At 42.0% G+C, this 26,433-nt stretch carries 19 protein-coding genes; 14 read left to right on the top strand and 5 right to left on the bottom strand.

The genetic code is table 11. From position 1 onward, the window contains the following. Positions 1–73: 73 nt before the first annotated feature. The 4 genes from FOC45_RS11675 to FOC45_RS11660 form a co-directional block, all read right to left on the bottom strand. A complete protein-coding gene (locus tag FOC45_RS11675) occupies positions 74–1,267 on the bottom strand; it encodes an NADH-quinone oxidoreductase subunit J (RefSeq protein WP_009389918.1) in 1,194 nt (397 codons plus the stop codon). Between the two features lie 72 nt (positions 1,268–1,339). Further along, positions 1,340–2,164, bottom strand: coding sequence for a CPBP family intramembrane glutamic endopeptidase (locus FOC45_RS11670; RefSeq protein ID WP_009389919.1), 825 nt, complete (start codon positions 2,162–2,164; stop codon positions 1,340–1,342). 25 nt (positions 2,165–2,189) lie between these two features. Further along, entirely contained in the window at positions 2,190–4,529 is a 2,340-nt protein-coding gene (locus FOC45_RS11665) for a TonB-dependent receptor (protein WP_009389920.1), read from the bottom strand. A gap of 100 nt (positions 4,530–4,629) precedes the next feature. Next, positions 4,630–5,790 (bottom strand): AraC family transcriptional regulator, encoded by a 1,161-nt coding sequence (locus tag FOC45_RS11660; protein ID WP_009389921.1) that lies wholly within the window; start codon positions 5,788–5,790, stop codon positions 4,630–4,632. A gap of 135 nt (positions 5,791–5,925) precedes the next feature. On the opposite strand from FOC45_RS11660, the gene FOC45_RS11655 reads away from it, so the two are divergent. Next, positions 5,926–6,714 carry a lipocalin family protein gene (locus tag FOC45_RS11655; RefSeq protein ID WP_009389922.1) on the top strand — a complete coding sequence of 263 codons (789 nt, stop codon included), beginning with the start codon at positions 5,926–5,928 and terminating at the stop codon, positions 6,712–6,714. A 61-nt stretch (positions 6,715–6,775) separates the two neighbouring features. On the opposite strand, the gene FOC45_RS11650 is transcribed toward FOC45_RS11655, so the two are convergent. Next, complete coding sequence (locus tag FOC45_RS11650; RefSeq protein ID WP_009389923.1) at positions 6,776–7,402, bottom strand: hypothetical protein; 627 nt, start codon at positions 7,400–7,402, stop codon at positions 6,776–6,778. A 433-nt stretch (positions 7,403–7,835) separates the two neighbouring features. Between FOC45_RS11650 and FOC45_RS11645 the strand changes: the two genes are divergently transcribed. The 13 genes from FOC45_RS11645 (at position 7,836) to ilvA (ending at position 26,373) form a co-directional block, all read left to right on the top strand. After that, positions 7,836–10,874 (top strand): TonB-dependent receptor, encoded by a 3,039-nt coding sequence (locus FOC45_RS11645; RefSeq protein WP_009389925.1) that lies wholly within the window; start codon positions 7,836–7,838, stop codon positions 10,872–10,874. 126 nt (positions 10,875–11,000) lie between these two features. Further along, positions 11,001–12,485 carry a RagB/SusD family nutrient uptake outer membrane protein gene (locus tag FOC45_RS11640; RefSeq protein ID WP_009389926.1) on the top strand — a complete coding sequence of 495 codons (1,485 nt, stop codon included), beginning with the start codon at positions 11,001–11,003 and terminating at the stop codon, positions 12,483–12,485. A 53-nt stretch (positions 12,486–12,538) separates the two neighbouring features. Next, the gene (locus FOC45_RS11635; protein ID WP_009389928.1) at positions 12,539–13,978 is read left to right on the top strand and encodes a SusF/SusE family outer membrane protein; all 1,440 of its coding nucleotides are present in this window, start codon (positions 12,539–12,541) and stop codon (positions 13,976–13,978) included. Positions 13,979–13,997: 19 nt separating this feature from the next. After that, positions 13,998–15,737, top strand: coding sequence for a glycoside hydrolase family 66 protein (locus FOC45_RS11630; protein WP_034539645.1), 1,740 nt, complete (start codon positions 13,998–14,000; stop codon positions 15,735–15,737). A gap of 43 nt (positions 15,738–15,780) precedes the next feature. Next, a complete protein-coding gene (locus FOC45_RS11625; protein WP_009389932.1) occupies positions 15,781–17,967 on the top strand; it encodes a glycoside hydrolase family 97 protein in 2,187 nt (728 codons plus the stop codon). Positions 17,968–18,091: 124 nt separating this feature from the next. Next, positions 18,092–19,696, top strand: coding sequence for a DUF6377 domain-containing protein (locus tag FOC45_RS11620; protein WP_009389934.1), 1,605 nt, complete (start codon positions 18,092–18,094; stop codon positions 19,694–19,696). Between the two features lie 176 nt (positions 19,697–19,872). After that, positions 19,873–20,736 carry a DNA damage-inducible protein D gene (gene dinD / locus FOC45_RS11615; protein WP_009389936.1) on the top strand — a complete coding sequence of 288 codons (864 nt, stop codon included), beginning with the start codon at positions 19,873–19,875 and terminating at the stop codon, positions 20,734–20,736. Next, positions 20,733–21,542: a YwqG family protein gene (locus FOC45_RS11610; RefSeq protein WP_009389938.1), complete on the top strand. Its 810-nt coding sequence runs from the start codon at positions 20,733–20,735 to the stop codon at positions 21,540–21,542. Before dinD ends, FOC45_RS11610 begins: the two co-directional genes overlap by 4 nt. 70 nt (positions 21,543–21,612) lie before the next feature. After that, positions 21,613–21,810: a hypothetical protein gene (locus tag FOC45_RS11605; protein WP_009389940.1), complete on the top strand. Its 198-nt coding sequence runs from the start codon at positions 21,613–21,615 to the stop codon at positions 21,808–21,810. After that, positions 21,801–22,103, top strand: coding sequence for a type II toxin-antitoxin system RelE/ParE family toxin (locus FOC45_RS11600; protein ID WP_009389942.1), 303 nt, complete (start codon positions 21,801–21,803; stop codon positions 22,101–22,103). Before FOC45_RS11605 ends, FOC45_RS11600 begins: the two co-directional genes overlap by 10 nt. A 21-nt stretch (positions 22,104–22,124) precedes the next feature. Beyond that, positions 22,125–24,299, top strand: a complete 2,175-nt coding sequence (locus tag FOC45_RS11595) for a glutamine synthetase III (RefSeq protein ID WP_009389944.1) — start codon at positions 22,125–22,127, stop codon at positions 24,297–24,299. Positions 24,300–24,313: 14 nt separating this feature from the next. Continuing rightward, positions 24,314–25,135: a mechanosensitive ion channel family protein gene (locus FOC45_RS11590; RefSeq protein WP_009389946.1), complete on the top strand. Its 822-nt coding sequence runs from the start codon at positions 24,314–24,316 to the stop codon at positions 25,133–25,135. A 41-nt stretch (positions 25,136–25,176) separates the two neighbouring features. Continuing rightward, entirely contained in the window at positions 25,177–26,373 is a 1,197-nt protein-coding gene (gene ilvA / locus FOC45_RS11585; protein WP_009389948.1) for a threonine ammonia-lyase, read from the top strand. The last annotated feature ends 60 nt before the right edge of the window (positions 26,374–26,433 follow it).

Raw genomic sequence — 26,433 nt, 5'->3', positions numbered from 1 at the left:
AAAAAGTCCCGAACTTTACTTAAAAGCTCGGGACTTTTTATTTTCTTTAAAACCAAAAAAGCAAAGATTCTGTCTATTCATCCTTAATGAGGTAAGTTCTATCTCTATCATTAAACAGTTTATAGTGCAAATTTTTATTACTATAGAGTTTCAGGTGAGCAAAAACCTCCATAGTTTCTGTAGGAGTACTGAAATAAGTAGTAGGCAAATGTAGGTTAGTTTCCGTTTCTCTATAATCACTTATATTAAAAGTAACCTTATCTATTATCAAATCGTAGTAAAAATCTTTGTTATTATTAGCTATATATTGCAGTTGTATGCCTTTAAGTTGCTTACTATCACGTTTGGTAGCCTCCCATTCTTCAAAATTCATAAAGCTTTTTACTTTATTTTTAGAAATAAGACCTCGCAGAAAATCATATTCATCGCGTTCTTCATATTTTCTGTTAAACGGAAGAAAGAAATAGTACCACTCATTGTCTTTGCTGAAAATAACCTTCAAATCATTTAACTGCTTATTTTCGGGTTCTTTCCGGTATATATAGCCTTCATTATCAATAAAAAAAGCATCAGTTGTTTGTTTCATTTCTTCAAAAAAAGCTTCACTTTCACTGTCATTCCACTCTGCCGATTCTTTTAAAAAGCTCATAGGTTTTGGTACTGTATCACCATCAATAGCCCAAGTAAGGTATTTGTTATTACGCGAGTCAAAGTAACAACTCTTCATCACAGCATTTGCGTAATATCCTTGCCTAATGTAGTATTCGGCAATGAGGTTGCCATAAGTATCATATTTATAGAGTCTTTCAGCTCCTTCTATCAAGATAAGTTCATTTTTATCATTCAAGAAAACAACAGTAGTCGTACTACCATACCCAGGACCTTCGCGTTTAGAAAGAAAGCTAATAGTCTTGCCTTGTTTATGATAAGGGGCACTATTAAATAAGTTCTTATAGTTCTTGTATTTCTTCGGAGTTATCTTATTTGAATAATAATCTATAATATCATTATGAAATAAATTTAACAACGGAATAGCTGCAAATAGTATAACTGCAGCCAACCCCCAGCGTGACCATTTGTAATACACACTAAAGTAACTAAAGAACAGAAATGCTATAACAATACTAACTGCCGATGCAAGAATAAAAATATAAATAGCCCCCCACCCCCCTTCAAAAATAAACATTAGAGAGGCAATTAGCATTATAGCAAATATAACAAAAAATACTACTATAGCTGGCTTTTCAGGATTTGGTTTTGCGTTCATATGACAGATAAAGTGTTTTTACACCACAAAAGTAGCTATTAATTTGTTAATAAGCAAATTATGGGTTACATATTAGGCTTTTATCTGAGTGTGGCTGGTACTAAAAAACAGTTTTCTTTCTTTTATGAGTATATAGCCCATTAGTAGGGTGAATAAACCTGTTTGTATTACCTTGCTATCGGGGTGGGTGGCAAAGATTTCGTTGGAAACATTGGCTACTAAATGAAATAATATAGCTATTAGTACATTGCGCCCTGATTTGTAATACAACCAGTTGATGATAAATACAAAAGCAAACAGACTTACAAAAAAGTTTATAGTATAGAGCAGTCCTTCGGCGTGTATGTTGCTTTGATAATAGTCCTTTACAAAGAAAAGAGGTAAATGCCACAAGCCCCAATAGAGAGTAAAAATAACCGATGAGGTGAATAAACTCCACTTACTGCGCAAGGCATCAGTACCATAGGTGTGCCAAGCTAACTCTTCGACTACTGGCGCTAAACAAAGTACAAACCAAGCATTGAAAGGGGCTGAACTGAAACTAGGCTCTCCTGAAATGTAAAACTGGTCGAGAGTGTGTCCTAAATCGAGGGAAATGAGTTGTGCCATAATAATCGAAATAGGCGGAAATAAGAGGGTAATCCAGAAATAACGGTTGCTAAGTAGGTTCCTGCCTATAAAACGCGCTTTTAGGTCGGATAAAAGGGCTTTATCGCGGGCAAATAAGTAGGCTGCTACCCCCACCGGAGCTAATAGACCTGCTAACTCAAAAAAGCCTGTCCAAAAAGCATTAGGTGCTTTTGGCTGGTGACTCCAATAAGCCACTACAAACCATAATACCCAAGGAATGACAAGGGAAAGGGTAAAAAACAATACGGGGTGTTGATATTTCTTCATAATTAACTTTGCCTATACGGCTGCCTTAAAATTCGATTTTGTAACTGATATTTGGAATGACCAAAGTGGCTTTGCTAAGCTCTATTTGACCGGTTTGGTAATTGTAATTATGGTCGATGTAGATAGGGGCACCCAGCACATTCTTCATTTGAAAAGAGAATACACTCGAGCTCTTACGGTGATTGATGCGGTAATTTACCGTTAGGTCGGCGTAGGTAAGGGGGCGCAATTGCTTGCTAAAAGCGCGACTTTCATCGAATATCACTCGTTTGGCTGCTAACGACTGACTCTCTAAAATAGGGCTATAACGCTCGCCCCCTGTAACAGTTACTCGTGCATTTACATCTAACACCTTGCGGTTATTAGCAAAATAGAATTCCTTGCCAAAGAGGGCATTTAGCACAAAACCTTTGTTATAACGAGTATTGCGCCATACATTGTCGCCTGCTTTGTATTTTGAGGTGAATACTGAGCCGGTAATCAGATAGTAATAGTTATTGCCTAAAAAGCGCTCTAAAGTAAGGTCGATGCCATAATTGCGCCCCTCGGTATTATTCACGAGCTTTTTGTTCAGGTACAACGCACGGCGTAGGTTGATAAGCGAGTAGCTGGTACCTTCTTCGCCAGCAATATTCCACAGATACTGAAAATACCCCTCTATCTTGAAGCGCAATTTATCGGTAAGCTGCCAATCGTAGCCCAATACAAAATGATGTGCCTCGCTGATTTTCAAATCTTTATTTACAGCCACGCCTCCTACTTCTATCATATATACATTGAGGTCTTCGGGTTGAGAGTGTTTGCCATAGCCGAAACTCAAACTGTGTTTATCACTTATCTTCCAAGCCAGTCCTGCTCTGCTTTCTAACGTTATCTCTTTTCTCAGACCAAAGTGGTGAGCGCGCAAGCCCACATTAGCCAAAAGTGAAGGTGATAGCTGGTATTTAATTTGTGAGTAGGCTTCGGTAAAATTGGTATTCCCTGCTGAATTGACAATACGCGCATAGGTGCTTGGCACATAGTCTTGTGCTGCGCTGAGGTCGTAGTTATAGAAAAGCTGTTTGTGGGTAATCCCTGCTTTGAAAGTAGCTGAGGAAGAAAGTTTATGGGTAAGCGAGGTAGCCAGTGTAAGGGTTCCGTTTTGCTTTTTCAGGCGACTATCAGGGGTGAACACTGAAGCGTCATCTGAAAGGTAATCGGTAGTAATGCGGTCGTCAGTGCTTGAAAAGGCAGCGTGCGACTCTACAAAACTCTTCTCGCCCGCAGTGATTTGGTGGCGTAAGCCTATCGTACCTACGTAGGTATCCCAGCTGTTAGTCATGCGGTCGATGTCGGTTTTCCAATCGCTGGGGGTTTTAATAGCTTCTTTATGGGTATGGTCAGTGCCGCCAATACCCCAAAGAGAGAAAGTACCTGCTTTCTCGGTAGGAAAATTCAGCTTAAAAGAAATGTCTTGGTACTTGATGCGTTGCCCTGTGTTGTTGAGCTTCAAATCATTAAGCAAGCCCAAAGTAGAATAGCGATAATTGAAGAGATAAGAAGCCCCTTTGGTGCGTGAAAGAGGTCCTTCGGAAGCAAAATCGAGTCCTAAGACGCCTACTTGAGCGGTGTGCTCGTAGCGAGAAGTGTTGCCAGTGCGCATTTTTACATCGAAAACAGCAGCAAGGGCATTGCCATATTCAGCAGGGAAAGCGCCTGTAAGGAAATCGGAATTGCTAATCACCTGATTGCTAAAGAGCGTTACCAGTCCGCCGCCAATGACATTGCCGCCAGAGAAGTGCTGAGGTGAGGGGATTTCTACCCCTTCTAATCGCCATTGTACGCCTTGTGGTGCATTGCCACGCACGATAATGGAATTGTCTTGCAAGTTGCCTGTAGAGACTCCTGCAAAGGCTGATGCCAAGCGGGCAGGGTCGCTAAGTCCGCCGGCGTAACGCTGTGTTTCTTCTACCGAAAAGGTACGCGCACTAACGGTAGCCATTGTGTTGAGTGCTTTCTCTTTGCGTATGCCTGCTACTAACTCGACTCCCTCGAGCTCGGTAAAGGCTTCTCTGAGGGCTATGTTTAGCACGACTTCTTTGGCTGAGGTAATGAGTATTTCGGGAATTGTCTGGCTATCGTAGCCTATATAAGAAACTTCTAAAGTGACTCTTCCTAAACGGAGATTGAGGAGGGTGAAATGACCGTTTTCATCAGTAGTTGTCCCTATAACAGGGTCGGAGTTTTGCACCACTACGGTAGCCCCTATTAGGGGTTCGTGTGTGCTTTGGTCGTAAACAGTACCTCTGAGGGTTTGGTTAATATCTTGTGCTTGTGCGGTAAGAGGTAGCACTAAAAGCAAGAGGATATGAAAAAACGTTTTCATTGCGTAATACTTTTAAAATTCTGGGGCAAAAGTACGGCGCAAAAAGGGGTGTATCGCCTAAGCGTGAGGGTTTGGACGTCTTTTTTATTAAATATATACCTTATCCCTCATTTACGAATTGGCTTGGGGTCTGTCCTTTTATCTTCTTGAAAACTTGGTTGAATGATGATTTGGAGTTGAAGCCTGCTTCGAAAGCAAGCCCTAATAGGTTGAAGTTTTTATCAGTATCTTTTTTGGCTAAAGCTATAAATTCGTCTACACGATAGTTATTGACAAAATCATAGAAATTCTTACCCTCATACTGGTTGATAATTTGCGACAAATGGTTGGGTAGAACACCTAAACTATCGGCTAATTGGGCTAAAGAGAGTTTGGGCTCGAGGTAAGGTTTTTCAGTAGCCATTAGTGTAAGTAACTGCTTATGTAGGTTTTTCGCCTCTTCTGGCTTGAGTCCTGATTTGCGGTACTCTGGCATTTTAAGTGGCTCTTCAGTTTCTTCTGCCTCCGATGGCTTTTCTGAAGAGTACAATACTTTGGGTTTTTCAGCAGTAAAAATACCTTGATAGCGTATGCCCCAGAAACCAATAAGTGCTATAAGCAATACAAAAAGACCTAAGAAAATGAGTTCTATATTGACTGCTAACTCTATTTCTAACAGAAACTGGAGTACATATCCCACTATCATCACTGAGAAGATGATTCCGAACCCGATGAGTAAGAGTCGTAGCCATTGTAGGCTAATACCCTCATTATAGGCAAACTGCTCGCCTATAATTTGTTCGTATTGGTTGATTTTATGATAGGTTGCTACTGAATAGGCTACGCATACGATTACAAAAGCTATAAATGAAATAGTAAATAGCCATTGGTAGGGGCTGTGGTAATCGGCTTGATCTATCATTGCCTTTTCGGCAGCAGAATAACCAAATAAAAAGGGGAACATCAGCACATAGGTAACAGCAAAGGGGAGAAAGTGAAGGCCGTCTCGCCAATAGAGTCGCTGTGGCTGGCGTAGGTTAGTAACGACATACAGATAGACAAAAGGCGCAAACAGCAAAGGGAATGGATGAGTAGCCCCTACTAAATGCGGGTATTTTTCCCAATACCCCAAATAGTGCAGGTAGTAGTTGAGCAAGTAGGTTGCAATACATAACAACCAGACCCCCAGTATATTGTCGGGCAACCTTTTAGCAGCTTTGCTAAAGAGCAATACTGAGAGAAAGCAACACAGAAAAATACCAATGACAAAAATACTACTCATAACTCTCTATATAAATTTACAATTTTTCAAGGCAAAAATAAGTATATTTTTTGATTATAAAAAAATGTTATATAAGATATAAGCGTATTTTTTATTATCTTTGTCCCAATATTCACTTTTAAAATAAAAACAAATATGAAAAAACGTATCTTATCGGCACTTGTTGCCACAGCTTTATGTCTTTTCTCTTGCGGAAAAGATGATGACAATGGTAGTAGTACTTCGCTTAAAGGTGATTGGTATATCCATACTATGTACAACCTAAAACAAAGTATAAACGAATACAATTGGTATACTCCCAATCAATGTTCAAAACGAACTGTATTTGAAATCTCTGACAACCAGCTGAAGCACAAACGGGTATATGAAGATAATTCTACTTGTAAAGAAGACTTTAAGTATTACGATTACACCGCTTCTAACAGTGCTTTTCATTTGACTATAACGGCTGATTCTCCTAAAGGCTACAAAGGACAAACAGCTACTGTCAATTATGAAATGAAAAACAAAGAGCTCATATTGCGTTTCCTAAATGATAAGGGTAATGATGAAACATTGATTCTTCATAAGCGGGGCGTAGATTATAGTCACTTAGACCCCTTTGTAGGTTATTGGAGACTTACCAAAGTACAATTGAAGAGCGGTAAGACTATAAAAGAATTTAAGGCGGGTATTCCTGCTTGCTTTAGAGGTGATATTGTAGCAAGTACAATTGGTTTTACCATATACTACAGGCTATCAGATGACGGTGTAAAATGTGGTGATGAAGAAAGAAAAACCTTTGCTTGGGCAAGAGAAGGTAATACGTATTACAACGTTTCTAACGGACAAAAAGTACCTATTCCGTTTAGCTTTAGTGATGATAAACAAACTCTTTTCTTTGGCAACACAAATACTATTTTGGTATTTCAAAAACAATGGTAATTAAAAAAACGTGGGATATCCCACGTTTTTTTATACATTAACTAGCAACTAGTAGGTTGCTTTATTCTCTTTCAGACATATTATCGCTGTCGAACCAAATGCGGGTACCCCCTACTGGCATCAGTTTATTAAGAGGGTCATTCTTTTCTAATAAACAAAAGGCATATCTGAAGTTCTTAATACCCTGTGCAGTGATTTCCCCTGAAATGACAGCTACCTCTTTATAGCTGGCACCTATAGACTTATTTTCACCTTCAAAAGCCATATAAGCAGTAAATTTATTCTCACTGCCCGAAATGATAGTGCCTTTGCCTATCGCTTTATCATCACTTAATAAATTGAGGTTTTGGTAGTCCGTTTTTATTTTTACACCTTGTTGGTCGTAGAAATGATAGGTATAACCTGTTATCTGATAGCCTACAACATACTGATAATCTTCAACATCGGTAAAAGCTAACTCGAACGGAGTTATATTGAAAGTACCTTCGATATTAGGAGGGGTAGTGCCAGTATGTATGACCATACCATTTGCTTCTAATTTTCTTAGAATGTTATCAGGAACGATGCTTTTGACCTCCTTGGGTAGGTTTTGATATTTTGTGCTTTCTTCGCTCTCTGATTTAGAGCAAGATACTGTACCCAATAGGGCAAAAACGCCCATAACAAAGTAATAAATGTTCTTTTTCATAGTTTTTTATTTTTTAATTTTCGGCGGCAAAAATACAAAACAAAAGATAAATAGCAAATTCAAAAATCAGAAAAATTTTCTCCTACACCTATCCTTTACTTCAGATATACAAACAATACACAAACAATAGACAAACACTAAACGAACATCGAAAATGCAAATATCTACCTCCCACCCAAAAACCAGAAAAATATACTACTCCCAGCCTTCCCAGCCCTCTTAACCCTCCCATTCTTCTGCCCGTTTAGCCCGTATCTATTAATTTTCTTTTTATATTTTTCGTTCTTGTTTTTCTTTTATTTTATTGTTTATCAAACTACTACATTTTTAGGTATCTATATTTTCACTATCTGATGTTTTAATATATCTTTAACGTTTTATCTTTGCGCCAGAATTAGATATCAATTGACAATTGAAAAAACACTTAACTAAAATGAAAGGAAAACAAAGAACTTTATTAAACAGTATTAGCAAGCTCGCCTTGCTACTACTTTTTAGCTTGCTTTCTACCGCCCTTTCTGCTCAAAATAAAAAGATTAGCGGAAAGGTAATCGATGAAAAACACCAGCCTGTGCTGGGGGCATCAGTAGTGGTGAAAGGCACTACCAAGGGTACTACCACCGATTTCGATGGTAATTTTACCTTAGAAATACCAGCTAAAGCAACCCTCTCGGTTTCGTTTATTGGCTATCACACCCAAAACGTGGCAGTAGGCACCCAAAACCAACTTACTATCGTGCTCAAAGAAGAACAAGAGCAGTTAGACGAAGTGGTGGTAGTAGGCTATGGTACCGTCCGCAAAAAAGACCTTACGGGGGCGGTAACTTCAGTGTCTAACAAAGCCCTCAAAGAGAAACCTATCGCCAATGCAGGCGAAGCGCTCCAAGGGCGTGCAGCGGGGGTGCAAGTAACCTCAGCAGGAAAACCGGGCGACAATGTGTCATTTCGCATTCGCGGTATTAGCACAATTAACAACAGTGAACCGCTATTGGTGATTGATGGCGTACCTACCGACCTCGGTATCAACGCCCTCAACGTAGATGATATTGAGAATATCGATGTGCTAAAAGACGCCTCAGCTACAGCTATCTATGGCTCTCGTGGGGCTAATGGGGTGGTGCTTATCACTACCAAAAAAGGAAAAAGCGGAGACGGCAAGCTGTCGTTCAGCTCCAATGTAGCTCTTCAGCAGGCTGCCAACTTGCCCGTGATGCTCAACGCCCGCGAGTTTGCATCTTTTCACAACGAAATGATTGCCAACTATAACCGTACCCCTGGGGTCAGTCCACTTACACAACGCCCCGACTTTGCTAACCCCAACGATTGGGGCGAAGGCACCAATTGGCTCAAAGCGCTTTTCCGTCCTGCTTTTATGCGCAACTATTCGCTTTCATACTCAGGTGGTAACGACAAGAGCAATTACTACGTATCAGGGGGCGTGTTCGACCAAGATGGGATTATTCTCAACACCTCTTACCGCCGTTATACAGTGCAGTTCAATGGTGAGTCACGTGTAAAACCGTGGATAAAGTTTGGTAACAACCTTACCCTTAGCCACGACGAGAAGAAATCTGGCGACTACAACATCCGTATGGCGATGGCTTCTTTGCCTACACAACCTATTTACAATGAAGACGGCAGTTATTCAGGTCCTGATTCGCCTGCCCATCAGTACAGCGATATCCGCAATGTGGTCGGTACTGCTCTTATCAACGGACAAAACACTACCAAAGGCTATAACATTTTGGGCAATATCTTTGCCGAGATTACTCCTGTAAAACATTTGGTATTCAAAACCACTGGAGGACTCGATTTTAAATATTGGGACAACCGCAGTTTCTCTCCTAAATACAACTGGAAACCAATACCTAATCCGCTTTCTAACCTCTATCAAGATGCTAATAAGAGTACTACCCTCCTTTGGGATAACACACTCACTTATACCAATACTTTTGCCCAAAAACACTTCCTCAATGTGATGGTGGGCACCAGTGCGCAAAACAACGTGTATAGCAAAATCAATGCGAGTGTGAGCAACTTCTTGAGCGACCAGCAAAACCAACTCAGCAAAGGTTTAGAAAACCCTACGGTAGGCGGTACAATGAACGATTGGGCTATCCTCTCCTTCATCGGGCGACTCAACTATACTTATGCTGATAAGTACTTACTCACTGCTACGGTGCGCCGCGATGGTTCTTCGCGTTTCTCCAAAGAGAACCGCTGGGGTACTTTCCCTTCTTTCTCTTTGGCGTGGCGTGCATCGAATGAGTCTTTCTTCCCTAAAAACGACTATGTAAACGATGTGAAATTGCGCGTGGGTTACGGTATGACTGGTAACCAAGGTGGTATTGATAACTATGCTTATTTCACCAAATTGCGCACAGGGCAATATGTATTCAACAACAATTTGGTTTCTACTCTTTATCCTCACGTAATGCCTAACCCTAATGTAAAATGGGAAACTGTAGAACAATTCAACGGGGGTATTGACCTTGCGCTACTCAAAAACCGCTTGAACCTCACTTTAGATGCCTATATCAAAAACACCAGCGATATGTTAGTACCTATGGCGGTATCAGTAAGCTCTGGTTATTCAGATATCAATGTGCCGAGTATCAATGCTGGTAAAGTACAAAACAAAGGGGTAGAGCTCACGGTATCATCAGTGAATGTGAATAAAAAGGACTTCCAATGGAATACTGATGTAAACGTATCGTTCAACCGCAACAAAATCGTGAAGATGAACGATGGAGTGCCTCTATTCACTGGTTTTGAAGCGTTCCTCACCAAATTGCAAATTCTCTCTGAGGGTCACCCTGTGAACTCTTTCTATGGCTATGTGATGAACGGCTTGTTCCAAAACCAAGCTGAGGTAGATAACTATGCTACCCAAGTGGAAAATGGTACCGCCCCTGGCGATGTGAAGTTCCGCGACCTTAACAACGATGGGGTCATCAATGCCGATGACCGTACTTATATTGGTAATCCGTTCCCTGAATGGACATTCTCTATGAACAACAACTTCAATTACAAAAACATCGATTTACAGATATTTTTACAAGGCGTAGCAGGTAACGATATCTACAATGCTAATCGTATATGGCAAGAGGGAATGTCGGTACCACAAAACCAAATTGCCAAAGTAAAAGACCGTTGGACTGGCGAGGGCACTAGCAATAGCATTCCGCGTGCTATCTATGGCGACCCTAATCAAAATACGCGTCACTCTACCCGATTTGTAGAAGACGGTTCGTATTTGCGCATCAAAAACGTAACTTTGGGGTATACGCTTCCTAAAGAGGTTACTCAAAAATTCCATACCGATATGTTGCGCATATATCTGTCTTGCCAAAATCTCTATACTTTCACCAAATACAGCGGTATGGATCCCGAAGTAGGCACTGGTGGAGTTGATGGCGGTACTTACCCTGTAACCCGCACAGTTAGTTTCGGATTAAATGTGCAGTTTTAGGTATCAGATATCAGGTAATAAAATATAACATAATTATAAACCATAAAACAATATTACCCCTATGCAGCCTTTGTGGCTTGCACCCTCTACTTGGGAGAGGGGGAACGGGGGAGAGGAATTAATACTATGAAAAAGATATTATACATCACCCTATTAGCATTTCCGCTCTTCACGGCTTGTTCTAAGTTTTTGGACAAGACCCCTTACGAAGATTCAAGTGCTGAAAACATAAGCGATGCGGCATCAGCAATTGCTCTTACCAATTCGGCTTATAAACCTTTGCAACGCTCTAACCTCTACAATATGCGCCTCTGGACGCTCGACATCGTAGCAGGTAACAGCATCGTAGGCGCTGGAGGAGGTACCGATGGACTCGAAACCATCACCCTTTCTAACTTCAATGCGACTGCCGATAACCCTTTGGCGCTCGAAATATGGCGTGGTTGTAACCCTGGTATTCTCTATTGCAATACGGCTCTAAAAGCATTGCCTTCAGCTAATATCCCTGAGAATATCAAAAACCGCTGTATCGGTGAAGCCAAATTCCTCCGCGCGCACTACTATTTCCTTTTGGTGCAACTCTTTGGCGATGTGCCTCTTCAGCTCGACCCTAAAGAGAGTTTGACTAACAAAACGCCTTTCCGCCAAAGCAAAATGAAGATATACAACGAGGTGATTATCCCCGACCTTAGAGAGGCTTTCAATCTATTGCCTACACGCGAGCAATATAGCAATGCCGATAAAGGTCGCGCAACCAAAGGTGCTGCTGCGGGTATGCTCGCCAAAGTATACCTCACCTTGGGCAGATATAGCGAAGCTCTTGAAATGTGCAACGCTGTCGAAAACCTCGGCTATACCCTCAATCCTGATTATTCCGATTGTTTTGGCGCTGCCGAACGCAACAAAAACACTGCTGAGTCTATCTTTGAAATTCAGTACTACGGACTCACCAAAGATGATTTCTGGGGCGAAGAAAACCAAGCCTCTTGGCTCAGTACTTTTATGGGGCCTCGCAACAGTGGTTGGGTAGGTGGTGCTTATGGTTGGAATCAGCCTACACAAGAGTTTGTAGACCAATACGAGGCTGGCGACCTCCGTAAGGATAAGACTATTCTCTACGAGGGTTGCCCTAATTTTGAAGGGAATGCATACCGCGCTTCAATGTCTAATACAGGTTACAACGTGCGCAAGTTTTTAGTGCCACTAAGTCAGTCACCTGACTTCAACACTAACTCTGCCAACTTTGTAGCGCTCCGCTTTGCCGATGTACTCCTAATGAAAGCGGAAGCCCTCAACGAATTGGGTCGCACCACCGAAGCCGAAGTGCCTTTGTACAAAGTCCGCACCCGCGCTGGGCTTACCAATCGCGCTGATATAGAGAACCTCACCCAAGCACAAATGCGCGAGAAAATACGCCACGAACGCCGTATAGAACTCGCTTTTGAAGGGCATCGCTGGTTTGATATGATTCGCTGGGACAACGGTCAGTATGCACTCAATTTCTTGCACTCTATAGGCAAAACCAACGCCCGCGAGAAACACCTGCTCTTGCCCGTCCCTCAAAAAGACATCGATGCCAACCCCAACCTTACCCAAAACCCAGGCTGGTAATATAATAATTAGTAAATCGGCAAATTGACAAATTGACAAATCGATAAATTAATATGAAACCATACCATTTATACATCGCTTTCCTCTTACTGCTCCTTACGGGCTGTAAAAAAGAGGACTATATGGAGCTCTTCAAAGAGGGCAAACCTTTTGAATTGAAAGCTCCAAAAGAAAACGTAGCCTTAGACGCTGCTAACCCCGAACAAGAAGCTATCAAGCTCACTTGGACGGCGGCTTCTAATTACGGCACCAATGCCGCTATCACCTATACTTTCCAAATGGATGTGCAAGGCAACAACTTTGCGGGAGGTATCAGCGAGAATCTAGGTCGTGAAGCCTATGAGAGAGTGTATAAAAACGAGGAACTAAACAACCTCTTGCTCAACACTTTCAAAGTTGCGGCAGACACCGAAGTTACTATGGAAGTACGCATCATTGCCCAAGTAGCTTCTGGCGAGGGAATGAAACAACAGACTAATGTGAAGACTGTTGTTTTCAAAACGCATACTCCTATCAGCAATACGTTGTATATCATCGGTAGTGCTGCCCCTCACGGTTGGAGTGCCGATCAAGCCGAAGAGATGAAACCTGTTGAGGGTACTCCTAAAGCCTTTGCGTGGTCAGGACGATTGTCTGCTGGCGAAATCAAGTTCATCACTACCAAAGGTCAGTTTATACCATCGTATGGCAAAGGCAGTAATAATAGCGAACTGCACTTCCGCAAAACCGATGCCGACAATAGTGATGAGAAATTTACAATTGCTGAAGGTGGCGTCTATACCGTGAAAGTGAACCTCATCAACCTCACTATAAGCATTACCAAAGGCGAAGCGCCTGAATATACCGAGTTGTGGTTTGTAGGTGAACCTACTGGTTGGAGCTTCAAGAAAATGACTGTAGACCCCGCCGACCCATTTGTGTTCCACTACAATGCCGATTTAGGCAATGGAGGTGAGTTCAAAATAGGAACTAAAGAAGGCGATTGGGGGGCAGTATTCTTCCGTCCTAAAGAAAATAATACTCCTGAAGGTAGCGACCTCCCTGTAAAGAAATGGGCAGGCGACCCCGATTACAAATGGAAAATTGCAGCAGGTACTTACAAGATTACGCTCAACACCCGTACGATGAAGATTGATATTGTGCCTTTCACCCCTTATGCCGCAATGTATATGATTGGTAGTGCTACCGATGCTGGTTGGGATATCAACAATCCTATTACTATGGCTGTTGATAACAGTAATCCTAATGTCTTTACTTGGGAAGGTGACTTGAAAGCAGGCGAACTCAAATTCTCTTGCGACAAGAAAAGCGATTGGGGTGGCGACTGGTTCTTAGCTTCTAAAGCTGATAAAGCACCCGCCGGTGTTGAAGAACCTATGATTTTCAGCGCCCACGGCTCTAACCCCGATAACAAGTGGAAAATCACTGAGGCAGGCACCTATAAAATCACTCTTAATCAACTCACCCAAACGGTGATAATCAAAAAACAGTAAAATGCAACCCTCTTTCAAAATGAAAATCTTATATACTTTATTCTTCGCCACTACGCTCAGCCTCTTCTCTTGCGAGAAGAACGACACACCGAGCAATAACCCTATTACTTATGGCGAAACTTATTTGAAAATAGATATCAGCACCGATAAGGCGGTCTACACCCCTGGTAGCACAGTGCGCTTCTCCTTGGCGAGTATGCCCTCTGGTACTTACAAAGTACGCTACTCTTACTTAGGAGAAGTTATTAAAGAAGAACCTCTTACCAGCACCTCTTGGCAATGGGTAACCCCTGCTGATGACTATCGAGGTTATTTGGTGGAAATCTGCCAAGAAGCTGGCGGTAAACAAAATACTTACGGCAGTATCGCTGTGGATGTATCTTCTGATTGGACAAAATTCCCTCGCTATGGCTTCTTGTCTTCTTACGGCAAAAACGAGCCTATTGAGAAGAATATCGACTTTATGAATCGCTGTCACATCAATGGTATTCAGTTCTACGACTGGATGTACGACCACCACAAACCGCTGGCTGGCACTCCTCAAAACCCTGCTAATGAGTGGCCTGACCTTTTCAAACGCCCCACTTTTCTTTCTACTGTACGCGGCTATATCAGTGCTGCTCATAGCAAGGGTATGAAAGCGATGTTTTACAATTTGGCTTTCGGGGCACTTAAAAATGCGGAAGCCGATGGGGTTTCCAAAGAGTGGTTTCTCTATAAAGATAACCAGCACAAAGAGAAAGATGCGCACGTGTTAGGAGACTTTGCCCGTAGTAGTATCTACCTCACCAACCCTGGCAATGCGCATTGGCAAAACTACTTAGCAGGACGCAACAGCGATGTCTATGCCGTTTTTGGTTTCGATGGCTATCATATCGACCAACTCGGAGGGCGTGGCACGGTATACGATTACAATGGCAATAGTGTAGACCTCTTGCCTCAGTACGCTTCGTTTATCAATGCTATGAAAAGCGCACACCCTAACAAGCGCCTTGTGATGAACGCGGTAGGGCAATATGGTCAAACCGAAATTGCAGGTACCAATAAAGTGGATTTTCTCTATACCGAAGTATGGGACGAAAAAACCTACGACCAGTTGGCACGTATTATCCTCGACAACTACAATCGTAGCAACAACCAACTCAAAACCGTGTTGGCTGCCTATATGGATTACGAAAAATCTAAGAATGCAGGTTTTGTAAACGAACCTGGCGTATTGCTCACCAATGCCGTGATTTTTGCCTTCGGAGGGGCTCATTTAGAGATAGGTGAACACTACCTCGCCAATGAGTATTTTCCTAACAAAAACCTTCAAATGAAAGCCGACCTCAAAAAAGCGCTCATCACCTACTACGATTTCTTGGTAGCTTACCAAAACCTATTGCGCGATGGCGGTAGCTATACCTCAGCTCAAGTAACTGCCGAAAATGCAACCATAGCGGCTTGGCCTGCAGCGAAGGATAAAGTGGCGGCTCTCACCAAAACCGTGAACGGCAAGGATATAGTGCACCTTATCAATTTCAACGGGGTAACCTCTATGGACTGGCGTGATACCAATGGTACTCAAAAGAAACCTACCACAGTAACTGACCTTAAAACTACTGTTGCTGTAACCGCACAACCCAAAAAAGTGTGGTTTGCTAGTCCCGACCTCTTTGGCGGTGCTCCTCGTGCCGTAGAATTTACCTATAACAACAACCAAATTACCTTCACCCTCCCCTCCCTCAGCTATTGGGATATGGTGGTGATAGAGTATTAATGAGAAAATTAGCTAATTGACTAATCAACAAATTGACAAATCAATGAGATTTCTTACTTTCATAACAATAACCATCCTCTCCTGTGCTACTGCTGTAGCGCAGGAGTTATTTTCGCCTAACAAAGTGCTAAAACTCTCTTTTTCGCTCAGCGCGGAAGGTACTCCTACCTATTCGCTTTTTTACAAGGGAAAAGAAGTGGTTAAACCGAGTAGATTAGGTATTGAACTATTTAGCTCTAACGAAGTGAAATTTGGCACTGAAATCACCAAAAAAGAGGGAGCAAACACCTCTCTCTACCATAACTTTGAAGTGGTGAATACCCAAAATACAACCGTTGATGAAACTTGGCAACCCGTATGGGGCGAAAGCCAAAATATTCGCAACCACTACAACGAACTATTGGTGAGCCTTAAACAGAAGGATACCCACCGAGAGATGAACCTGCGTTTTAGATTGTTTGACGACGGATTGGGCTTCCGCTATGAGTTCCCCGAACAAAAGCAAATGCCTTACTTTGTAATTAAAGAAGAACGCACTGAGTTTGCAATGACGGGCAATCACCAAGCGTGGTGGATACCCGGCGATTACGATACCCAAGAGTACGACTATCAGCAATCGCGCCTCTCCGAAATACGCGCTATCAACCAAAAAGGACGTCAGGCAAATTTAGCACAAACAGGCTTTTCGGATACGGGCGTACAAACTGCTTTGATGCTCAAAACTGACGATGGTCTGTACATCAACCTGCACGAAGCTGCTTTGGTAAACTACGGAGCGATGCACCTCAACCTCAACGACAAGACTTTCGTGTTCCAATCGTGGATTACCCCTGATGCTAACGGCGCCAAAGGTTATATGCAAACCCCTGCCCAAACCCCTTGGCGTACAGTAATTGTTAGCGATGATGCCCGCGATATTTTGGCTTCGGATATCACTCTCAACCTCAACGAACCTTGCGCTTTGGCTGATACCTCTTGGATTCACCCAATGAAGTACATAGGGGTATGGTGGGAAATGATTACCGGTATGAAAGAATGGTCGTATACTTACGATGTGCCCAGTGTACATATAGGTAAAACTGATTACACCACCCTCAAACCCCACGGCAAACACGGAGCTACTACCGAAAATGTGAAGAAATACATCGACTTTGCTGCCGAAAATGGTTTTGATGGCGTACTGGTAGAAGGTTGGAACATAGGGTGGGAAGATTGGTTTGGACATTCCAAAGATTTGGTATTCGACTTCCAAACACCTTACCCCGATTTTGATATCGAAGCTATTCACCAATACGCCAAAAGCAAGGGAATTAAGATGATTATGCACCACGAAACCTCCTCGTCTATCCGCAACTACGAGCGTTTTATGGATAAAGCCTATCAGCTAATGAACAAATACGAATACCCTGCCGTAAAAAGCGGTTATGTAGGGAATATCATTCCGCGAGGCGAAAACCATTACAGTCAGTGGGTGAACAATCACTACCTTTATGCTATTAAAAAAGCTGCTGACTACCGCATTATGGTGAATGCTCACGAGGCAGTGCGCCCTACGGGTTTGTGTCGTACCTATCCTAACCTCATAGGCAACGAGTCAGCACGCGGAGGTGAATACCAAGCCTTTGGCGGTAGTAAGCCTAACCACGTGTGCGTGTTGCCCTTCACCCGACTCATAGGCGGACCAATGGACTATACCCCTGGGGTGTTTGAAATGGACATCAGCAAGAACAACCCCAACAACCATTCACACTGCAATGCCACTTTGGCAAACCAATTGGCATTGTACGTAACGATGAGCAGTCCGCTGCAAATGGCATCTGACCTTCCTGAGAACTATCGCCGTTTCCCTGATGCTTTTCAGTTTATCAAAGAGGTTGCCCTCGATTGGAGCGAAAGCCACTATTTAGAAGCTGAACCAGGGGCTTATATCACTGTGGCGCGCAAAGCCAAAGGCACTCGCAATTGGTTTGTAGGCAATACAGCCGGCAAGGATTTCACCTCCAAGATTCATTTCAGTTTCTTAGAGCCCAAAACTACTTATGTAGCCACTATCTATGCCGATGCCGAAGATGCCAACTATCAAACTAATCCACAAGCCTATACCATTCAAAAAGTATTGGTGACCAACAAGAGCAAGCTCACCCTGCACTCAGTAGCAGGTGGGGGTTATGCCATTAGCTTGTACCCCCTCACCGATAAGGCACAAGCCAAAGGATTAAAAAAACAATAGCAATTACAGTAATAATAGTGAAAAAGCTGCTAAGCACTTTGCTTAGCAGCTTTTTTTCCAATTTACAAATTTGCTAATTTGGTAATTATTCTTATTTTTGCATTTGAAAAATTAATGTTTGAAAATGAAGTACAAAGCTCTTATCATATTTCTCTTGCTATTGTTCCCTTATTACGTTCTTGCCCAAGTGGAACAAAATAAAACCCTACTCCTTATCAAACAAAAAGACCAATACACCCAGCAAAAAGAACGCAAAATAAAAGAAGCTATCAATTTACTACGAGTGCCTAACGCTTCTGCTGAACAACGCTATGCTATCAACCAACGCCTCTTCGACGAGTTTAAAACTTATATATCCGACTCGGCGGTGTACTATGTGAAACAGAATATCCGCATCGCTGAAGAACTCCAAAAACCCGACCTCCAAAATGATTCGCATCTTTCCCTCGCTTCGCTCTACATCATTTCGGGCAACTACTTAGATGCTGCAGACCTGCTTAGAGCTATTGATAAAAACCAACTCCAACAATCTCAGCTCATTCAGTATTATAACTGTTATCTAAATCTCTACAATAATTACGCTTTCAATAGTCCTGATGCTAAAACTTATATTGCCAAAAGCAATACCTATCGCGATCTTCTTCTCAATTTAGTAGATAAAAATACTACCCACTATATCCTTCTCTATGCAGGAGTACTCTCCGATGCTGGTCGTTATGACGAAGCCGAAAAACTTCTCCTTGACCGCTTTGCCCTAATGCACACCGATGAACACGAAAAAGCCGTATTAGGCTATGTGCTTGGCACGCTTTACAAAAAGAAAAAGAATGTACCTAAGCAAATAGAGTACTTTGCTATATCGGCAAGTTGTGACATCAAAGATGCTATTAAAGAAAACGCTTCGATGCTTGAACTTGCTTCAGCACTCTTTCAATTAGGCGAAATAGAGAATGCTTATACCTGCATAAAATCGGCTATGGAAGACGCTACTTTTTGCAATGCTCAGTTGCGCTCAGACGAGGTGATGAAGATTTTTCCTATCATTGAAAAAGCTTATCAAGAGCGTATACACAATCAGAATACCAAACTTCGCAACGCTTTGTTATTAGTAGGATTGTTTGCCGTTTTTCTCATCATTGCTGTTGTATTGGTTACCCGCCAAATGAAGCGAATTACCAAAATACGCAAAGAGCTTTATCACAAAAACCAAGATTTAGAACAACTTAATGAACACTTATGCGAAGTGGTAACACAACTCAATGAAAGCAATGAAGTAAAAGAAGCTTATATAAGCGAGTTTTTCAACTTGTGTTCTGTATATATTACCAAATTAGAAAAATACCAAAAAATGCTCGCCAAAAAAGCAAAAGATCGCAATTGGGAAGAACTCAACAAAGTTCTTCGTTCTACTGAGATGATAGAGCAAGAGCTTAAAGAATTCTACAAGTTATTTGATGATATTTTCTTTCACCTATTTCCTAATTTTATCACAGAGTTCAATGCTCTGTTAGCTGAAGAGGAGCGTTTTGATCCTAAGTCTCATAAAATGCCCCCTGAGTTGCGTATCTTTGCGCTTATTCGCTTGGGTATTACCGATAGCTCTAAAATAGCTACTTTCTTACATTATTCCACTAATACCATCTACAACTATCGTACTCGAGTACGCAACAAAGCCATCGTTCCCCGAGAATCTTTTGAGGAAATGGTAATGAAAATTGATAAACGATAATCTTATATACTTAAAATTGCACTTACTACTGGAACTTACAGTAGTATATTTTTCTGCTCTTGGGTAGGTTTGCTAATTATATAGTATTTTTGCCGTTAGTAATGGGTGATCATAAGAAATTATAAGTTCGATGATGTGCTTTTTCACTGGGAAGATAATTATTAAACCAACATATTATGGATAAAAACAGTATTTTGCAGTATAAAAACCAGTTTGATGGTATTACTCGTCATATAGAGAGTGAAGATGCCAAAGAGCAAATAGAGGTTTGGTTTGCTCGTGAATTGCAAACTATATTAGGCTATGCCCGTTGGGAGAACTTTTTGGTAGCGATACACAGGGCAGTGGCTTCGTGTAAGTCGCAGCAAATCAATGTAGATGACCATTTTCGTGAGGTCACGAAAATGGTCGAATTAGGTAGTGGTTCGAAGCGTGAAATTATGGATTTTATGCTTACTCGTTATGCTTGCTATCTCATTGCTCAGAATGGCGACCCTAAAAAGGAAGAAGTGGCTTTTGCTCAGAGTTATTTTGCTGTGCAAACCCGCAAGGCAGAACTTATAGAAGAACGTCTTAACTTGCTTTCTCGTTTAGAAACGCGCGATAAACTCAGAAGTGCTGAAAAGCAACTTTCGCAAAACATTTATGAGCGTGGCGTTGATGATAAAGGCTTTGCGCGTATCCGCTCTAAAGGTGATACCGCTCTTTTTGGCGGACATACTACTGAGGATATGAAGCTGCGGTTGGGAGTGAAAGCTAACAGACCTTTGGCTGATTTCTTGCCAACGCTTACGATTGCTGCTAAAAACCTCGCTACTGAAATGACTAATTACAATGTGGAAAGTAATGATTTGCACGGCGAATCTGCTATTACACAGGAACACGTACAGAATAATCAAAGTGTGCGACAAATGTTAGGTCAGCGTGGTATCAAGCCAGAAGAATTGCCTCCCGCTGAAGATATTAAGAAATTAGAACGTAAAGTCGCACGCGATGAGAAAACAATTGCTGAAAACTCTCAAAAATTACCTAAAATATGATTCCGACACAAGCACAAATTGAAGAGTTCGTTTTAAATCTTGAAGTGCTTACCCAACGGGAGGTGATTGGCATTGAGCTATCATTAGCTGATGCGTTGGCTGTTACTGATAGTAAGGTTGGGGGAGTGCCTTATATCCCTAAAGAGGGTGCGCTGCCCAGAAGTGCCGAGGGCAAACCGCTGTTTATGTTGGCGCAAATCAACTGCGAGCAATTGCCTGAAAATAGTCTGTACCCTAAAAAGGGTCTTTTGCAGTTTTGGATTGCTGATACTGAAGACTATCTGTATGGGATAGACTTTGATAACCCTTGTAGCAATGATAATAAACGGGTGCTTTACTACCCAACTATAGGAGAAGCTTTGCCTGCAGAAGCCTTTACAGAGCATTACTCTTTTGAAGATTGTTACTTGCCTTTTGATGCTGATTTGCAGTTTGCCTTACGCTTTACCAAAGGTACTGAAAGTTTTACGCTTTATGATGAAGCTTCTCAAAGGTTTTTTATAGAGAAATGGAATAGTACTTTTGATGATGAAGTGGCGGAAATATGGGATTTACCAGAAGATGTTTTTAAATTATTAGACAAAGCTATCGGGCATAAAATTGGTGGTTATCCTTACTTTACTCAATACGACCCTCGCAAGGAAGGAGATTCTCATACCTTTTTGTTGCTGCAAATAGATAGTGATGAGGTAGAAGGGAAAGAAATTTTGTGGGGTGATTGTGGTGTGGCTAATTTCTTTATCAGTCCTGAAGATATGGCTAATTGTAAATTTGACGATGTATTATATAACTGGGATTGCAGTTAAAAAATAGCCACTAATAATTTGTTGGTTGATATTTATTTTTTAATTTTGCTAAAAAATAAGAGATTTGTTTATGAAAACATCTGTATTAGAAGAATTAGGAACAGCCCAAAAGGTGTTTGTTCCATTTTCTGAAGAAGTATCTATAAAATACCAAATGACAGCAGCTGAAGAGAGCGCTGTTTTAAGGGGACTTAATGATAAGAAATTAGGGAAAGTTTCTTCGCAAGAAGAAGTAGAACAAGAAATGGAAGCTCTATTATGGTCGTAGAATGGACTGAACAAGCAAAAATAGAGCTTAAAGAGATACTTCTGTACTGGAAAAAACATAATAAAAGCAATTTGTACTCTGTGAAATTGAATGCAGAAGTACAAAGGGTTGTTAAGGATTTAGTAAGATTTCCTTATCTATGGGCAGAAGTAGAAGGATATGAGAATATACGCAGAGCATTAGTTTTCTTCAATTATTCTATATTCTACCTAATAGAAAAAAATACTATTACCATTCTGTCTTTTTGGGATAACAGAAGAAATCCTGAAGAATTAGAACTATTTAATTCATAAATCTTCTAACACTTAATCTTTATGTTACGATTTAACGCCCTTAATAGTGTACAAAATAAGAAGCCCTTACAAGTGGCTGAAAATGGCAAACGCTCTGAATTGTTTGCTATCAATGTGTTTAACGAGGTGGCGATGCGTCAGTTGATGACGCGTGATGCTTTTGATGCGGTAATGAACGCTATTCAATACGGCACCAAAATAGACCGTCGTGTGGCTGACCAAGTGGCCGCAGCTATGCGCGATTGGGCTATCTCGAAAGGGGCTACCCATTATACGCACTGGTTTCAGCCTTTGACAGGAGGTACTGCCGAAAAACACGATGCTTTCTTTGAGCCCGTAACGCGCGATAGTGCTATAGAACGTTTTTCGGGTAATCAGCTGGTGCAACAGGAGTCCGATGCGTCTAGCTTCCCTAACGGGGGTATCCGCAATACTTTTGAAGCACGAGGTTATACGGCTTGGGACCCTTCGTCGCCGCCTTTCGTATACGGTACAGTGCTCTGTATTCCTACTATTTTCATCGCTTATACGGGTGAGGCCTTGGATAACAAAACGCCGCTACTCAAAGCACTGAGTGCTATAGACCAAGCTGCTACTGAGGTGGCTCGTTATTTTGATAAGAACGTTAGCAAGGTGACTTGTACGTTAGGGTGTGAACAAGAGTATTTTCTGATTGACAGAACGCTTGCTAATACGCGTCCGGATTTGATGATTACCGGCAGAACGCTCTTAGGGCACGAAGCGGCTAAAGGGCAACAGCTTGATGACCATTATTTGGGGGCTATCCCGAGCAGGGTGCTTGCCTATATGCGCGATTTGGAACAAGAGTGTTTGTTGCTCGGCATTCCGGTAAAAACGCGCCATAATGAGGTAGCGCCTAATCAGTTTGAGTTGGCTCCTATCTTTGGGGAAGCTAACTTGGCAGTAGACCAAAACTCGCTGCTGATGGACGTGATGCGTAAGGTGGCTGAACGTCACGACTTCGTGGTGCTATTTCACGAAAAACCTTTTGCAGGCGTAAACGGTTCGGGTAAACACAACAACTGGTCGCTGGTGACCGATACAGGGGTGAATCTCTTTGCCCCGAGCAAGACTCCTCAGAAAAACTTACAATTCCTCACTTTCTTCATCTGTACTATCAAGGCAGTACACGAGTATGAGCCTTTGTTGCGCGCTTCGGTAGCCTCGGCTACTAATGACTATCGTCTGGGAGCAAATGAGGCTCCGCCTGCTATAGTGTCGGTATTTATAGGCGAACAGCTGAACAAGGTACTTGATGCACTGGAGAATATGTCGGGTGAGGAGGTTTCTGGTAAAGATAAGACTGAACTTAAGTTGAATGTGGTAGGGAAGATACCAGACCTTTTCCTTGATACTACTGACCGCAATCGCACGTCGCCGTTTGCTTTCACCGGTAATAAATTTGAGTTTCGCGCGGTAGGTTCTAAAGCCAATTGCGGCAAGCCTATGATGGTGCTTAACACTATAGTGGCCAAGCAGCTTATCGATTTCAAAAAAGAAGTAGATAGCCTAATAGAGGGCGGAATGAAGAAAGAAGATGCTATCTTTAGGGTATTGCGCGCTTATGTGAAGAGCTCTAAGGCTATCCGTTTTGAAGGCGATGGTTATAGCAAGGCGTGGGAAGAAGAGGCTGCCCGTAGAGGACTTTCTAATCATAAGACTACCCCTGAAGCGCTAAGAGAAAACATTACTGATAAAGCGATTGCTCTCTTTGAAGAAATGGGAGTACTGAGTAAAGTAGAGCTTATTGCCCGTTATGAAATTGCTCTTGAGGAATACGTGAAAACAGTGCAGATAGAGTCGCGTGTATTGGGCGATATTGCGCGTAACCACGTGGTACCTACTGCCGTGCGCTACCAAAATACGCTGATAGAAAACGTGCGCGGGCTCAAAGAGATTTTTGGTGATGCTTATCAGGAAGTGGCTTCGGAGCAAATAGACCTTATTAGGCATATTTCTGAGCACATAAAGGTGATACACAGCACTGTAGAGGCAATGATTGAAGCGAGAAAACGCGCTAACCATCTGGCTACTTTCGTAGAAAGAGCCGATGCTTATTGCAATGAGGTAAAACCATTCTTTGATGAGATACGTTACCACTGTGATAAACTAGAACTGATGATTGACGATGAGCTGTGGACTCTTACTAAATATCGCGAACTTTTATTTAACTAATAGCTAACTTAAGTATGACAGAAATTACTACTTCAGACCTTCAAATACTTTTGAAGACTTGGACTACTGACCTTATTAAATACGTGCCTACCTTGCTCGGTACTATCGCGCTTTATTACGCAGGTAGGTATATCATTCGCTTTATAACTAAGTTGATAAAGCGCATAATGGAGCGCCGCCAAGTAGACCTTGCCCTACAGAACTTCTTATTGCAGGTAGTGCGCTGGGTGCTCTACATTGCGCTCTTCCTGACCATAGTACAGGTGATAGGACTGCCCGCTACCCAGTTTATTGCTATCATTACCAGTGGTTTCGTAGCAATTGGCTTAGCATTGCAGGGGTCTCTTTCTAACTTTGCTAGCGGTATAATGATATTGATATTCAAGCCTTTCCGTGTGAGTGATACTATAGAGGCTAACGGACAAAAAGGAACGGTTAAAAACATAGGGCTATTTGCTACAACGCTCAATAAACCTAATAACGAAGAGGCCATCATACCTAATACACAGCTGTTTGGTAATAGTATTATCAACTACAGCCGAGAAGAAAAAAGAAGGGTATATGTGTTAGTAGGTATAGGCTATAGCTCTAGCATACAGAAAGCACGCGAGATATTGCTAGAGATAGCTCGGCAAGAGCCCTTAGCCCTTAAAGACCCTGAGCCTGTAGTGTATGTAGAAGCCCTTGCCGATAGCTCGGTAAACCTATCATTGCGCTATTGGTGTATGAACGCTGACTATTTTACCTGCTATTTTCGTACGTTAGAGACTATTAAAGAGCGCTTTGATGCTGCTGGAGTAGAAATACCTTTCCCACAAGTACAAGTGCATCAATAAGCCGATATATTAATAAATTGACACATTAACTTTATAATAATATGAAATTGCAAGATTTTACTACCGCACGCGAGCATTTGCAAAAAGTGCTCTTACCTACGCATCTTATTTACAGTCCGATTTTTAGTGAAGAATCAGGAAATCAGATTTATATAAAGCCTGAAAACTTACAGAAGACAGGCGCCTTTAAGATACGTGGGGCTTATAACAAGATTAATAAACTTACTGAAGAAGAGAAGAAGCGCGGTGTGATAGCTTCGTCAGCAGGCAACCACGCGCAAGGGGTAGCCTATGCAGCTCGCGAGCTCGGCATCAAAGCGGTGATAGTAATGCCTAAAACTACCCCCTTGATAAAAGTACAATCGACTAAAAAGTATGGCGCTGAGGTAGTGCTTTACGGCGATGTGTATGACGATGCTTACCAGAAAGCTAAAGAGCTTGAAGCGCAAGAAGGATATGTATTTGTTCACCCTTTTGACGATATTGATGTATTAGAAGGACAAGGTACTATCGCCCTCGAAATACTAGAAGAAATGCCCGATGCTGAGGTGATAGTAGTACCTATAGGCGGTGGGGGACTTATATCGGGTATTGCTGCTGCGGCTAAGATGATTAAGCCTGATATTAAGATAATAGGGGTAGAGCCTAGTGGAGCGGCATCGGCTACTGAAGCCCTTAAGAAGAACAAGGTGGTTACCCTGCCAGAAGCTAATACTATAGCCGATGGTACTGCCGTGAAACGCATTGGCGACCTTACTTTTAACTGTATTAAGCAGTATGTAGATGAGGTGGTAACCGTAGATGACTACGAACTGACTGAAGCCTTTCTACTCTTGGCCGAAAAGCACAAGATTATAGCCGAGAACTCAGGTATATTGCCTTTAGCAGCCCTTAAGAAGCTCAGCGAACGCGGCAAGAAGATAGTGCCTGTAGTCAGTGGCGGTAATATAGATGTACTGATGATATCATCAATGATAAACAAGGGCTTAATAAGCCGCGATCGTATCTTTAACTTTGCAGTGAGCATACCTGACCGCCCTGGTGAATTGGCTAAGATTACCCATATCATTGCCGATGTAGGGGCTAATATAGTGAAGTTGGCGCACAACCAATTTAAGAACCTATCGCGCTTCCGCGACAAAGAAGTGCTCATAACGGTAGAGACTAACGGCACTGACCACGTACAGGCACTTGTTGATGCCTTTGCAGCTAAAGGCTATGAAGTAACAGCCAAGTAGAAATAAGATAAAATAAAAGCAAAAAAATAACGGCAAATAGCCGTTATTTTTTTGCTTTAT

It is taken from the genome of Capnocytophaga sp. FDAARGOS_737 (assembly GCF_009730375.1).
Taxonomy (GTDB): Bacteria; Bacteroidota; Bacteroidia; order Flavobacteriales; family Flavobacteriaceae; genus Capnocytophaga; species Capnocytophaga leadbetteri.
The sequence above is the reverse complement of the archived record's forward strand: the minus strand, read 5'-3'. Positions and strand labels throughout refer to the sequence as shown.